A 12,707-nucleotide genomic window follows, 5' to 3' on the forward strand; every position below is an offset into this window, starting at 1 on the left:
CGCAAGGACTGGGCCACCGCCGACGCCATCCGCGATCAGCTCCAGCAGTCCGGGCTGGTCATCGAGGACGGCCCGGACGGTCCGCGCTGGACGCTCGGCCCCCGCTGAGCCAGGACGAATGTGCCGCCCGGCCGTCCGGGCGGCACACTGTCATACGTACACACATACGAGGATCCAGGAACAGGTAACAGTCATGGCCGGGAACAGCCAGCGCAGAAACCGCCGCACGTCCAACAAGAAGGGCGCGCAGGTCGGCAGCGGTGGCAATCGGCGCCGCGGCCTTGAGGGCAAGGGTCCGACCCCGCCCGCCTCCGCCCGCAAGGGCCATGTCAAGAACCGGGTGGCCAACGCCAAGGCCCGGCAGACCACCCGCCGTCCCGTCGCCCGGCGCGGCGGCAAGGGCACGTCCGAGATGGTCGTCGGCCGCAATCCGGTCTTCGAGGCGCTGCGCGACGGCGTGCCCGCGACCATGCTCTACATCCAGCAGTACATCGACAACGACGAGCGCGTCCGCGAGGCCATCCAGCTCGCCACCTCCCGCGGCACCCTCCACATCATGGAGGCCCCCCGCGCCGAGCTGGACCGGATGACCAACGGGCTCAACCACCAGGGCCTGGTCCTCCAGGTCCCGCCGTACGAGTACGCGCACCCCGAGGACCTCGCGGCCACCGCCGCCGACCACGGCGAGGCCCCGCTGATCGTCGCCCTCGACGGTGTCACCGACCCGCGCAACCTCGGCGCCGTGGTCCGCTCCGCCGCCGCCTTCGGCGGACACGGCGTCGTCGTCCCCGAGCGCCGCGCCGCCGGCATGACCGCGGGCGCGTGGAAGTCCTCCGCGGGCACCGCCGCGCGCACCCCGGTGGCCCGCGCCACCAATCTGACCCGCGCCCTGGAGGGCTACCAGAAGGCCGGTCTCACCGTCGTCGGCCTGGCCGCCGACGGCGAGCACGAGGTCGGCGACCTGGAGGCGCTCGGCGGCCCGCTGGTCATCGTCGTCGGCAGCGAGGGCAAGGGCCTCTCCCGGCTCGTCGGCGAGACCTGCGACTACCTCGTCCGCATCCCGATGCCCGGCGGCGCGGAGTCGCTCAACGCGGGCGTCGCGGCGGGCATCGTGCTGTACGAGGCGGCCAAGCGCCGCGCCTGAGCCGCTCCGCGCGCCCCCGGCACCTCCCCTCCCGGGGGGAGCCGGGGGCGCGCGTGTACGAGAGGCCGACGGTGATGCGTACGAGAGACCGGCGACGGTGCGCACGGGAGGTTGACGCCGAGGAGGCGCACCTCTTCCAACCCTCTCACCAGCCTTGACGGGTCTCGGACAGATAGGGCCCGTCACGGCAGTGTCCAAACGCGATGTCACTCGGTTAGATGAGTGTGGACACCAGAACGCCCCGGCCCGGGTTCGATGATCAGCCTGCGCTGAGCATGATCAAGGTCGACTGCGACCCCGCTCAGGTCATCGTGAACCACGCCAGCTTCCGGGTGCAGCTCGCCCAGAGGCCGCGCCCCTCCAGAGTCATGGCGGACACCGCCATGATCCCGATGGGCGGGGCGGTGGTGCGGCGGCGGGCGCCTGTCGTCTGGAGCGGCAAGTCCGCGCCCGGCGACTCGGGCGCGACCGGGCTGCTCCAGGCCGTGCGCAACAGCACCGCCACCGCCGAGCGCGACGGCTACGGCTCCGCCGGATACGACACGGGCTCGACCCAGCTCATCCCCCGGGTCCGGGTCCCGGGCGGCGCGGACGACACCGCGCCCACCCCCGTCGCGGGCTCCCCCGGCAAGCCCCTGCTGCCCCCGATGCGCCAGGCGGTCGGCGCGTACGACACCTACTCCGCCCCTTCTCCCTCTTCCTCCTCCTACGACGGCGACCAGGGGCTGTACGACGACGAGCCGGACGAGGAGGCGGCCGACGGCCGTCCCCAGCGCCACGGCAACGACGTGGTGCGGCACGCCTACTACCCCGGCCGCCGGATGAACCTCGGCGTGGTGCTGCTGCCGCTGCGGGTCTTCCTCGGCTTCATCTCCATCTACGCGGGCATGGGCAAGCTCTGCGACCCCGTCTACTTCGACGGCGGCGAGCGCGGCTCCATGGTGAAGTGGCTCAATTCGCTGAACCCGTGGGCGCTCGCCGACCCGCTGCGCGACTTCGCGCTCTCCCACCCGGTGGGCGCGGGGCTCACCGTCGCCTTCCTCCAGGTCGTCGTCGGCGTGCTCACCGTGCTCGGACTGTGGCAGCGGGTCGCGGCCGTCTTCGGCGCGCTGCTGTCGGCGGCGCTGATCCTCACGGTGAGCTGGAAGACGGTCCCGGCCTACGACGCGCCCGACATCATCTATCTCGCCGCCTGGTCGCCGCTGATCATCGCGGGGGCGCCCGTTTACTCCATCGACGGACGGCTCGCGGGCGAGGCCTGGCGCACCCTGGGGCCCCGGTCCGAGCTGTGGCAGCTCCGCCAGCGGGTGCTGCGGCGCGGCGCGGTCGTCACGACCGTGGTGGTCGGGCTCACCCTGCTCATCGGGTCGATGCTCGGCGGAGCGGTCCGCTCCACCGAGATGGTCACCGTGCCGGGGCCGAACCAGGACCCGACCAACCACCTCCCCGGCTCGCCGCTGCCGAAGGACATGCCGTCCGGCACCCGCTCCTCGGCGGGGCCGAGCGGCGGCGGAGAGAAGGAGAAGAAGGCGAAGAAGGAGCCCTCGCCGACCGCGAGCCAGTCCGGCGTTCCGACCCGTCAGCAGTCCACCGCCCCCGCCTCGGCGGGGACCACCGCCCCGGGTACGGCGACCACGGGCACCGGTGCCGGCCGCCCCAGCCAGACCCAGGGCACGGGCAGCGGGCAGCAGCAGCCCACCCGTTCCCAGCCGGCCCAGCAGCAACAGCAGCCGGCCACCGGCACCGATCCCGCCACCGGAAGCGGCGGCACGGGCAGCGGCGGCACCGGCAGCGCGCCCGGCAGCAGCCCGGACAACACCGGCTCCACCGGCGGCGGTTCGGACGGCGGCACCACGAGCGGCGGCAAGGTCATCGGCGGTCTGCTCGGCTGAGCCGCCACAGGCCCCACGCGCGGCGGGGGCGGATCCGGATTCCCGGGTCCGCCCCCGCCGCGCGTTCCCGGCCGAGAAGGGCCCTGTACGGGCCTGTGGGCGCCGACAGGGGGTTGTCCAGGGGTACGGGGGGTCCGGCCGGTCCTAGCGGGCCTGGGCAGCCAGTTCCTTCGCGGCCTCGGTGAGGTCCTTGGCGGTGTCGATGGCCCGCCAGTAAGCGCCGTTGGGCAGCGGGAAGCCCGCCAGCCTGCGCTCCCGGGCCAGCCCGGGGAAGGTGGTGCGCTCGTGGTCGCCCCGCTCCGGCAGCAGCTCGGTGAAGGCGGCGGCGAAGACGTACACGCCCGCGTTGATGAGATACGGCGACGGCGGCGACTCGATGAAGTCGGTGATGTGCCCGAAGGCGTCCGTCTCGACCGCGCCCCAGGGGATCCTGGGCCTGGCCAGCGCGAGGGTGGCGACCGCGTCGCGCTCGGCGTGGAAGGCGGCCATCTCACGGAGCGAGAACCGCGTCCAGATGTCGCCGTTCGTCGCGTACCAGGGCAGATCGGGGTGCGGCAGCCGGGCCGCCGCGTACTTGAGGCCGCCGCCCCGGCCGAGCGGCTCGGGTTCGACGACGGTGGTGACGCGCAGCGGCAGTTCGGCGCTGGCCAGCCACTCCTGGAGCACCTCGGCGAGATGGCCGCAGGAGACGACGGCGTCGGTCACGCCTTCGGCGGCCAGCCAGGACAGCTGATGGCCGATGATCGGGGTCCCTGTTCCGGGGATCTCGACCATCGGCTTGGGCCGGTCGTCGGTGTACGGGCGCAGCCGGGAGCCCTGGCCGCCGGCCAGGATCACGGCCTGCGTCGGATACGTAGGCGTATGCATGCGGTGAACGATATGCGCAGCGGGCCGTGCGCGGCCCGTCAGCTCCCCTGGGTCTGCTGGGCGACGCCGCTCGCGAAGGAGGTGTCGCAGACGGGCTTGGAGTACGCCTGGGCGCGGACCGGACCGAAGCGGTCGACGGCGGCGCGGCCGAGCGAGCGGGCGATCGACATGCAGTGCTTGGCGAGCGAGGGGCGGGCCTCCACCTCGCGCTGGAGCCGGGTGAGCGCGGTGCCGGGGTCCTTCTCCTGGAGTTCGGTCATCAGCCGGTCGCGCAGCACGTCCTGCGGGGCACGGGACTTGGCGCGCACGGAGACGTTCTGGGAGGAGGCGGTGAGGATCTGGTCGCCGGTCTGCCCGGCCCACGGGACGCTGGTGACCGCGAGGGTTCCGGAGAGCACCAGGACGACGGGCAGAACGAGGGCGAAGGAGCGGCCGATTCGGCGTGCTGAGTGGGTCACGCCAGCGAGCGTAGCGGCCGGTGATGATGTGGCGACATTTAGTCACTCACGTGGGGGACGGTTCGAGGGGGCCTTTCGAATCCGCGGTTGACGGCCGACGGTGAAATGCCCGTAGTGGTGGTTTATTTCGCGGCGTACGCGTAACGGCCCCGCGGGATCCGCGGGGCCGTCACGTGTGGTCTCTCGGGGAGCGTCAGTCGGTGAGGCGCTCGCCGGTGGAGGTCGCGAAGACGTGGAGCTCGTCCGCGCGCGGCACGACGTGCAGCTCCGAGCCCTTCGCGGGCACGGACCGGCCGCCGACACGCACGACCAGCTCCTTGTCCTCGCCGCTGACCTTCGACGCGCCGTAGACGAAGCCGTCGGAGCCCAGCTCCTCCACGACGTTCACCTGCACGGCGAGGCCGGCCGGGGCGTCCTTGGAGAGCGCGCCGGACGTGCTGCCGCTGTGCTCGACCACATCGAAGTGCTCGGGGCGGATGCCGACGGTGACCGTCTTGTCGCCGCGGTCGGCGGCGGCGCTCAGCGCGGCCCGGGAGACCGGGACGACGCTGTTGCCGAACTTCACACCACCGTCGGTGATCGGGACCTCGACCAGGTTCATGGCGGGCGAGCCGATGAATCCGGCGACGAAGAGGTTCGCCGGCTTGTCGTACATGTTCCGCGGCGAGTCGACCTGCTGGAGCAGACCGTCCTTGAGGACCGCGACCCGGTCGCCCATGGTCAGGGCCTCGGTCTGGTCGTGGGTGACGTACACCGTGGTGATGCCCAGACGGCGCTGGAGCGAGGCGATCTGCGTACGGGTGGAGACACGCAGCTTCGCGTCGAGGTTCGACAGCGGCTCGTCCATGAGGAACACCTGCGGCTCACGGACGATGGCGCGTCCCATCGCCACACGCTGCCGCTGGCCACCGGAGAGCGCCTTCGGCTTGCGGTCCAGGTACGGGGTGAGGTCCAGGATCTGCGCGGCCTCTTCGACCTTCTTGCGGATCTCGGCCTTGTTCACGCCGGCGATCTTCAGGGCGAAGCCCATGTTGTCGGCGACGGTCATGTGCGGGTAGAGCGCGTAGTTCTGGAACACCATCGCGATGTCCCGGTCCTTGGGCGGCAGATGCGTGACATCGCGCTCGCCGATGCGGATGGCTCCGCCGTTGACGTCCTCAAGCCCCGCGAGCATGCGCAGGGAGGTCGACTTGCCGCAGCCGGAGGGACCGACGAGGACGAGGAACTCGCCGTCCGCGATCTCGATCTCCAGCTGGTCCACCGCGGGCTTCTCGGTGCCCGGGTAGACCCGGGTGGCCTTGTCGAAAGTGACGGTTGCCATGGCTGTGTGTCCCTCCACCGGCAGGAACGTGCCGGACGATCCGAGTAAAGGATTGGTGTAGTCCACCTGTGTGGACTGGTGGTGACGCTACCTGGCGTTTTCTGTTATGTCAGTAACGGTTAGGGCACGAGATTCCCGTCCGACGGGGCGCGGTGCTTTGGTTACACTGCTACGGCTGCCTCCTTAGCTCAGCTGGCCAGAGCAACGCACTTGTAATGCGTAGGTCGTCGGTTCGAATCCGACAGGGGGCTCCGCTGAAAGGCCAGGTCAGACAGTGTCTGAGCTGGCCTTTCGTGCTCAGCGGATGCGCCTGCGACGCCGGGCGCGGGCTTCCTTGCTGCTCGTGGTCTCAGTTCTGGTCTCAGATGCGGGTTCGGCGGTGGGGAAGAACGCATCTCCCATCCGCTGCATGGCGTCCTTGGAGAGGCTGGACCGTCCCTTGACGTACCGGCGGGTCTGACTGACTTGGGTGTGGCGCAGGATCTCCATGATGGTCACCAGGTCCACCCCCAGCTCGTTCAGGATCGTGCCGGCCGTGTGACGGCTCCCGTCGTAGAGGCGACGGTCACTGATGCCCGCCTCGGCCAGGAGTTCCTTGAACTCCTCCCAGTCGGCGCGCGGGTCGAGCGGCCGGCCGTCGGACCGCGTGAACACCGCGTCGCATTCCTCCCACGCTTCCCCGGCCGCCGCACGCGCTTCGAGCTGCCGGGCCTTGTGCTCGCGCAGATGGGGGACGAACGGCGACGGAATGGGTACGGGGTTCTGGCTCTTCTTCGTCTTCGGCCGGGTGAAGACCAGCCCGCCGCCCTTTCTCTCCGGGCAGGTGCTCGCATGGCGCGTGCAGGTCTTCGGGCATGGCTTGGGGCATCCCCGGGTGTAGGTCCGGTGCGTGACGCAGTCCGGCGGGCACTGCTCGAAGCGATGGAGACGCTCCCCGCAGGCATGTGCGTCCTTGCAGCCGTGTCGCCACGTCAGCCGCTGGAGCTGCCACCGTGGGTGGAACAGTTCGGCGTCGAGGTCGATGTACGCCCATCGGAGCCCCAACGTCTCGCCTTGTCGGAAGCCCATGCCGACACCGACGATCCACCGCATGAATGTGGGCCGCTTTGCTGCCGCTTCAAGGAACGCGCGAGCCTGCTCCTGGGTGAACGGGTTGGCTTCGGTCTCATCGACGGTCGGCGGGTCAACGAGCGTGGCGACGTTCTCGCCGATGATCCGGCGGCGGTGCGCGATCTTCAGGGCTCGGGAGAGAATGCGGTGCGTCTTGAGTACGTGCGACGGCGCGTGCCCCTCGTTGAGCATGGCGGCGTACATCGTCTCCAGGTGCTCCGGCGCGAGCTTGTCGAGCCGGTGCTGGCCCACGCCAGGGATGATGTCGTTGCGGGTCTTGGACCAGTAGTCGTCCAGGGAGCGAGGCTTCAGCTTCAGGCTCGCGATGGTGGCGAGGTAGGTCTCCATCCAGGCCGCCACGGTCGGGACGCGCCCGGCCTTTGGCGCACGCTTCTCGTCTCGGAGTTTCTCCAGCTCTTTGACCTTGCGCCGCACTTCCGGTTCGGACTTGGCCCGGCGGTGACGGCGGTCCGGGCTGCCGTCACTCTTGACGCCCATGGTGACGCGACCGTGCCACCAACCGTCACTGCCCAGATAGACGGACGATTCATTGTTCGCGTTACGCGAGCCCAACGGTGTCTCCAAAAGAAGGAGGCGGGCCGGTTGGTCCGGCCCGCCTGTGTCGCTTCGATCGTGCTGGTTCAGTGGGTGGGCTCGGGGCTGAGGCTCTCGACATACGCCTCCAGGACGCTGACGCGGATGCGTCGGCTCCGGCCTTGCTTGACGTACTCCAGGACCCCGGCGGCCATCAGCTCGTAGATGGTCGACCGGCCCATGCGCAGCGCTTCCGCTGCTTCGGCGGGGGTGTAGAGCAGAGGCTCGATGGTGGGGTGATGGGCGGGCAGGGTGAGGCTCACGGCATCCTCCGGGAGAGGTCGTGGGCGAAATAAATGGCGCAGTGGCCGTCAGAAATGACAGAAAACGCTGACCAGCGCTCTGACCTGCGGGTTTGGTCTCATCTGAGGCTGTGACAGAAATCGCGGAAAATCTGACAGAAATCCGCGCCCGCGACCGGGGCGCGGGTGGGGCTGGTTTCTGTCGGACTTCTTATTGTTTCTGTCGCAGCCTCGATGGCGGCTGTTGGTGCAGGTCAGAGGGGGTGTCGCGTATTTCTGTCATTTCTGTCAGCGCGGGCGGGGTTTCTTTCAGCGGGTGGTGAGGGCGGGGTGTGCCTGGTAGCGGGGGGACGGCGGCCGGCCCCGGCCGGTACGCGGCGGGAGGGGCTGGGGGCGGACCCAGCCGTGCTCTTCGAGAAGGGCGAGCGCGGGGGTGAGGTCGGCCATGGCGGGGAAGTCGCCCCGGGGCAGGACCCGGAACAGGTCGCGCTTGGTGAACTCGCCCATCGCGGTGTCGCGGAGGTGGGTGAGGACGGTGTGGGCCGCGTCCTGAGCGGGGTCCGCGCCCATGGCGTCGAACACGGTCAGGGCGTGGTCGGTGAAGTAGTCGACCACGCGCGTGGCGGCGTTCATGGTGTCGGCGTCGACGGGCCGTGTCCAGGGCTGGTCGGCGTGGGACGCGAGGTGGAGCAGACCGGCGATCCGGGCAACCGCTCCGTCTCGTTTGGACGCCCACTTCACGATAGGTGCCAGAGTGCCGCCCCGGCCCAGTCGGGATTCGGTCCCGTGCTGATACGCCAGGAGCACGGCATCCGCCCCGGGGCTGAGGGTGAGGGTGACTGGCTCGCTCCAGCCCGCCATTTCGAGGGTGAGGGCGGCGAGGCGCTGGGTGTACGTGGTGGACACATGGTCGGGGATCAGGTCGGGGGTGAGGTTCCGTCGGCCGACGAGGGAGTCGGGCATCGCATACAGGAACCGGGCGGGGAGGCCCCGGCCGTCCGCGCCCTTGATCTTTCCCAGGGACTCCAGGACTTCGGGCTGCACCGCGAGTCCCATGGTGACGGCCGGGGCTTCGATGTGCTGAGAGTCGCGACCCTGCCGGTTCACCCGGACCATGTCCCCCGCGTGGCCCTTGAGGAAGATCTCCATGTTCGGGGCCCCGGAGTAGCGCCCGGCGATGATGTCGAAGATGCCCCCTTCCGGAGACAGGACGCTGATGCGGCCGTCCTGCTCGGCGAGCAGAGTCGCCAGGCTCTCCGGGGTCACGTCGTCCGCGACGAGCTGAGGCTTGCCCGGAACGTGGATCTCCTCGGCGGCCTGGGCGAGTGCGACGGCTTCCGCGGTGAGCTGGGCCCGCTGCTCGGCGTCGGCGTTCGCCGCACGGGCCGCCGCTTTGTCGGCGGCGGCCTTGGCCAGACGCGCCGCCGTCTCCGCCTCCGCCCGCACGGGGCCGGAGAGTTCGACCAGAGTCTTCTCCACGGCCATGAGGGGCTGGGTCATCAGCGAGAACACGGCGCTCTTGCGGTTGCCGGGGTCCAGGGCTACGGCGGTGTAGATGGTCACCGGCTCGCGCCAGTGGCCCCGGACCGACACGGTGGCCCGGCCGCCGGCCGCCGTGGCGATGACCGCCAGCGCCAGACACCCAGCCAGATCCGCCGGAGTCTGGGTCTCCTCCGCCACCGCCCCCACCATGCTCCCCAGCCACGACGGCAGCGCGTCCACAGGGAAACCGGGGAGGTCGCGGCGGGCGGAGACCGGAACCGGCTCGTCCCACACAGGGCCGGTGATGCTCTCCGGATCGAGAATGTCGAACCCCTCCCACAGGTCAGAACTCACACTCGCACCGCTCATGCTGCCGCCTTCCCATCGGTCGTACGCAAGGGGCACACGTCACGGTGTGCGGCGTGATCTTCGATCAGGACAGCCACGCGTCGGTGGCCGATGGCGGAGCGGTCCCGCCCGCACACACAGCGGGAGGTGGCAGTGGGGGTGGTGCCCCGGGGCGCGGCGATGTGGAGCATGGCGACGATGTGCCGACTATCCGGCCGCGCGTGCGGGTTCGGGCGAACAACAGAAGGGACGCCTTCGGCGGCGACCTTCGGCGCGCCACTGTCGCGGGTGTCCGGGGTCGGTGTGGCGGGGTCGGGGCGGGTGGTCATGCCGCCCTCCCGAGAAGCCCGTTGGTGACGGCTCGGGCCGCGTACGGTTCGGGGACTCCGACGGAGACGGCGGCGGCGATGATCTGCTGCTCGATGGCGTCCAGGCCGCACGGTCCGGGGCAGTGGGTGTGCTGGGCACCCAGGAACCGGGCCGCGCCGAACGCCGCTGATGCGGCTCCGGATTCGGTGCGGGCCAGGACGCGGGCCAGTCCCCGGTCCAGGCCGGTGCGAACGTATCGCTCGGTGTGGCGGCATCCGGTGGCCACGGTCCGGTCCCACGCGGCGCGCTCAGGGACTGAAGAGACCACCCCGCCGCCGCCCCCCGCGGGGGTGGTCTCTTCCCTCACGGTCAGCGCGCGGACGGCGTCCGGCAGATCGGTCATGGTCCCGGTTCCGGGGCCCAGCCAGCGGGCGTAGGACATCAGGCTCTTGATGTCGACGTCGTCAAGGACGCCGTTCGCGGATGGCATGGTGCCCCGGTAGATCCAGTGCTCGCCGCGCGTCGTGGCGACGGTGCGGGTGGCGGGCAGGGCGGTGCGGGCCCACGTGATGGCGGTAGGGCTGTCCAGGTCCACCACGGTGAGTCCGGCTCCGCCGGGGTGGTAGGCGATCGCGGTGGCATGCCGCCAGTCCGCCGCCCACTGCGGGGAGGCGAGGAAGTCGGGGTTGGTGGTGGCGGCGGCCCAGCCGTGGCAGGGGAGCGGGCACCGGCAGGGGCCCGGCACCCGCATGTGCGGACGGCCCCCGCACTTCAGGTCCTGGCAGTCGGGGCAGTTGGCCGGCGGGCGCTTCGCTCGCAGCGGCAGCACCGGCACCCCGCGCCGGGCCAGATCGACCGCGACTTGTAGCAGGGACGGGCGGTCATGGGTCATGCTGAAGACCTCCAGGCTCTCTGTTGAGTTGTGCTGGACGAAGGCGGCCCCGGATCTTTGGCGAGAAGGGGGCCGCCTTCGCTGTGCAGGGTGCTACTTCTGCGGGTTCTCCAGGGCCGCCACCGTGTGGGCGGGGAGTGTGGCCTTGATGTAGGCCCTCATCTGCCCGGGGGTTTTGCGGGAGGGGTAGATCCGGGGCGGGGGGCATCCGGGAATGGAGTCAGCGATCTGCGCGGCGAGCGCCTGGGCGATTCCGTCGCGGGCGATCAGCCGGATCTCCACCACCTCACCCCCGCCCGCCGGGCCGGGGGTGCGCTTGGCGGGGGTGCGGGGCATCAGTTCTGCTCCCGGGGGTTGGCGATGACGATGGCGGTGGCGTCGTCGCGGTAGCCGGTGACCGGGTCGGCCAGGACTGCGGCGACGATCGCGTCCGCCAGCTTCTGGGGCCGGTCGGCGTACTCGCGCGCCAGCCGCTCCAGCTCCCCGTGCGGGAGTTGGGTGTGGACTCCGTCGGAGGTGATGACCACCAGCGGGTCCGAGACCATGAGCATGAGGACGGTGTCCATCGAGCAGTGCGCCAGGGTCGAGCGCGGCACGTCGTCCAGCAGGACGGCGGCCTCGGCCATCGGCATCGTCCGGGCCGGGCCGTCCTCGGGGCGGAACGTCACCAGGTCGATGCTGAACTGGTTGTCGCCCCAGTTCCGCATCCACTCGCCCATGGTCTGGTCGGTGCTGCGCTGGATCAGCCGGTCGCCGTCGGTGGGGAGGCTGTAGACGCGGGAGTCTCCGGTCCAGGCGATGACCGTACTGCGGCCGGGGTGGGCGACCGCGACGGCGGCGACCCCGTCCTCACCGGCCCGGGCGCCGGGAGGCGCGGTCGCCATGCCGGCGGCGGCGAGGATGCCGAGCAGGGGCGTGCGGCGGGCGGCGGTCCGCGCGATCGCGTACGCCGCGTTGCGTGAGAAGCGGGCCACGCTGGGGTTGTTGCCGATGCCGTCCACGATCGCGGCCGCGACGATCCCGGTACCGGGCAGCCGGTAGATCTCGCCCGCGTCGCAGTTGTAGGTGCGGGTGCCCCGCCGGGTGGCGGTGGCGGCGATCAGCCGGGTAGGGGTGTGTGTCATGTGTCCTCCGGTCAGCCGCAGATGCAGTCGGGGCGCTCGTTGCTGCCGTCGGCTCCGCAGCCGCAGCAGTGGGGGTAGGGGTAGGGCTCGGAGCCGTCGGTGGGCTCGCACAGCTCGCACCCGTCGTCGTAGTCGTCCACGGGTCTCCTCGGAGGAGGTCGGTTTCACCAGGAGGCGCGGTCGCCGGGGACGTCACGCATGGGGTGGTGTGCGGCGGGCTGCCAGCCCTTGGCGGTGTAGTCGGGGATCAGACCGGTGAGGATCAGCCCCCGGGCGTCGTCCCAACTGGCCCGTTCTTCCTCGGTGCCATCGGTGGACGTGACCTCGATGTCCTCCGGGTTGGCGGTCGGGTCGGGGTGCTCGTAGAGGGTGATCTCCAGCTCGTCCCCGTCACGGGTGAAGAGCCACGTTTCACAGCGCAATTGGGGGGTCCTTTCAGAGGCCGGGTATGGCGTCGATGACGGATTGGGTGAGGCGGTTGATGGGGTCGGACGCGCCGGTGGAGGCGAGGAAGAAGCCGAACATGGCGGCGGTGAACGCGGAGCCGTAGCCGAGGCTGTTGGAGCGGAGGAGGAAGAAGAGGACGAGTCCGAAGAGCAGGACCAGGGAGACGGTCACAGCCATGGCGGGGGCCTTCCGGGGTGGTGGGGGTCAGCGGTTTCCGGTGGTGTGGGTGCGGTGTGCGGCGTTGAGGATCCGGCGGCCGGTGCGGAGGCGGTGGCGGCGTCCCCGGCAGCGTCGGCAGACGTTCACGGCCTTGCGCGTGTGCCGGACTCCGGTGCCGGAGCACGGCCGGCAGGGCCTGAAGGGACTGGCCGCGCACAACAGTGCGTAACCGCTGGTGAGGATGAGGGCGAGGGCGCTAGCGGTGAGCAGCATGGGGCGATTCCCGTTCCGGGGGCTGGTTTCCGGGGTTTGCGCAGG

16 protein-coding genes and 1 tRNA gene are annotated in these 12,707 nt (G+C 70.8%); 4 read left to right on the top strand and 13 right to left on the bottom strand.

What is annotated here, in order from left to right:
• From IE247_RS35140 to IE247_RS21510, 3 genes are all read left to right on the top strand, one after another.
• A partial coding sequence (locus tag IE247_RS35140; protein WP_444545284.1) for a CysS/YqeB C-terminal domain-containing protein occupies window positions 1-108 on the top strand: 108 nt, incomplete at its 5' end.
• Window positions 109-193: 85 nt separating this feature from the next.
• Entirely contained in the window at window positions 194-1,144 is a 951-nt protein-coding gene (rlmB, locus tag IE247_RS21505; RefSeq protein WP_190124856.1) for a 23S rRNA (guanosine(2251)-2'-O)-methyltransferase RlmB, read from the top strand.
• Between the two features lie 218 nt (window positions 1,145-1,362).
• The gene (locus IE247_RS21510; protein WP_190124857.1) at window positions 1,363-3,036 is read left to right on the top strand and encodes a DoxX family membrane protein; all 1,674 of its coding nucleotides are present in this window, start codon (window positions 1,363-1,365) and stop codon (window positions 3,034-3,036) included.
• Between the two features lie 144 nt (window positions 3,037-3,180).
• On the opposite strand, the gene IE247_RS21515 is transcribed toward IE247_RS21510, so the two are convergent.
• From IE247_RS21515 to IE247_RS21525, 3 genes are all read right to left on the bottom strand, one after another.
• Window positions 3,181-3,903 (bottom strand): nucleotidyltransferase family protein, encoded by a 723-nt coding sequence (locus IE247_RS21515; RefSeq protein WP_190124858.1) that lies wholly within the window; start codon window positions 3,901-3,903, stop codon window positions 3,181-3,183.
• Window positions 3,904-3,941: 38 nt separating this feature from the next.
• Window positions 3,942-4,361 carry a hypothetical protein gene (locus tag IE247_RS21520; RefSeq protein WP_190124859.1) on the bottom strand — a complete coding sequence of 140 codons (420 nt, stop codon included), beginning with the start codon at window positions 4,359-4,361 and terminating at the stop codon, window positions 3,942-3,944.
• Window positions 4,362-4,554: 193 nt separating this feature from the next.
• Window positions 4,555-5,682: an ABC transporter ATP-binding protein gene (locus IE247_RS21525; protein WP_190124860.1), complete on the bottom strand. Its 1,128-nt coding sequence runs from the start codon at window positions 5,680-5,682 to the stop codon at window positions 4,555-4,557.
• 177 nt (window positions 5,683-5,859) lie between these two features.
• Between IE247_RS21525 and IE247_RS21530 the strand changes: the two genes are divergently transcribed.
• Window positions 5,860-5,933, top strand: a tRNA-Thr gene (locus tag IE247_RS21530).
• Between the two features lie 46 nt (window positions 5,934-5,979).
• Here IE247_RS21530 and IE247_RS21535 read toward each other — a convergent pair.
• The 10 genes from IE247_RS21535 to IE247_RS21575 all read right to left on the bottom strand — a co-directional run bounded on the left by IE247_RS21535 (window position 5,980) and on the right by IE247_RS21575 (window position 12,662).
• On the bottom strand, window positions 5,980-7,365 hold the full coding sequence (locus IE247_RS21535; protein ID WP_190124861.1) for a tyrosine-type recombinase/integrase: 1,386 nt from the start codon (window positions 7,363-7,365) through the stop codon (window positions 5,980-5,982).
• 68 nt (window positions 7,366-7,433) lie between these two features.
• Window positions 7,434-7,649 carry a helix-turn-helix domain-containing protein gene (locus IE247_RS21540; RefSeq protein ID WP_229869259.1) on the bottom strand — a complete coding sequence of 72 codons (216 nt, stop codon included), beginning with the start codon at window positions 7,647-7,649 and terminating at the stop codon, window positions 7,434-7,436.
• A gap of 288 nt (window positions 7,650-7,937) precedes the next feature.
• Complete coding sequence (locus tag IE247_RS21545) at window positions 7,938-9,479, bottom strand: YfjI family protein (RefSeq protein ID WP_190124862.1); 1,542 nt, start codon at window positions 9,477-9,479, stop codon at window positions 7,938-7,940.
• A gap of 304 nt (window positions 9,480-9,783) precedes the next feature.
• The gene (locus IE247_RS21550; RefSeq protein ID WP_190124863.1) at window positions 9,784-10,659 is read right to left on the bottom strand and encodes a bifunctional DNA primase/polymerase; all 876 of its coding nucleotides are present in this window, start codon (window positions 10,657-10,659) and stop codon (window positions 9,784-9,786) included.
• Between the two features lie 93 nt (window positions 10,660-10,752).
• Window positions 10,753-10,995 carry a hypothetical protein gene (locus IE247_RS21555; protein WP_190124864.1) on the bottom strand — a complete coding sequence of 81 codons (243 nt, stop codon included), beginning with the start codon at window positions 10,993-10,995 and terminating at the stop codon, window positions 10,753-10,755.
• The gene (locus IE247_RS21560; RefSeq protein ID WP_190124865.1) at window positions 10,995-11,783 is read right to left on the bottom strand and encodes a hypothetical protein; all 789 of its coding nucleotides are present in this window, start codon (window positions 11,781-11,783) and stop codon (window positions 10,995-10,997) included. Before IE247_RS21560 ends, IE247_RS21555 begins: the two co-directional genes overlap by 1 nt.
• 11 nt (window positions 11,784-11,794) lie before the next feature.
• Window positions 11,795-11,923: a hypothetical protein gene (locus IE247_RS34790; RefSeq protein ID WP_268247227.1), complete on the bottom strand. Its 129-nt coding sequence runs from the start codon at window positions 11,921-11,923 to the stop codon at window positions 11,795-11,797.
• 24 nt (window positions 11,924-11,947) lie between these two features.
• On the bottom strand, window positions 11,948-12,205 hold the full coding sequence (locus IE247_RS21565) for a hypothetical protein (RefSeq protein WP_190124866.1): 258 nt from the start codon (window positions 12,203-12,205) through the stop codon (window positions 11,948-11,950).
• Between the two features lie 13 nt (window positions 12,206-12,218).
• On the bottom strand, window positions 12,219-12,407 hold the full coding sequence (locus IE247_RS21570) for a hypothetical protein (protein WP_190124867.1): 189 nt from the start codon (window positions 12,405-12,407) through the stop codon (window positions 12,219-12,221).
• Window positions 12,408-12,434: 27 nt separating this feature from the next.
• Window positions 12,435-12,662 (bottom strand): hypothetical protein, encoded by a 228-nt coding sequence (locus IE247_RS21575; RefSeq protein ID WP_190124868.1) that lies wholly within the window; start codon window positions 12,660-12,662, stop codon window positions 12,435-12,437.
• Window positions 12,663-12,707: the final 45 nt, after the last annotated feature.

This window comes from Streptomyces inusitatus (assembly GCF_014651115.1).
Classification (GTDB): domain Bacteria; phylum Actinomycetota; class Actinomycetes; order Streptomycetales; family Streptomycetaceae; genus Streptomyces; species Streptomyces amakusaensis.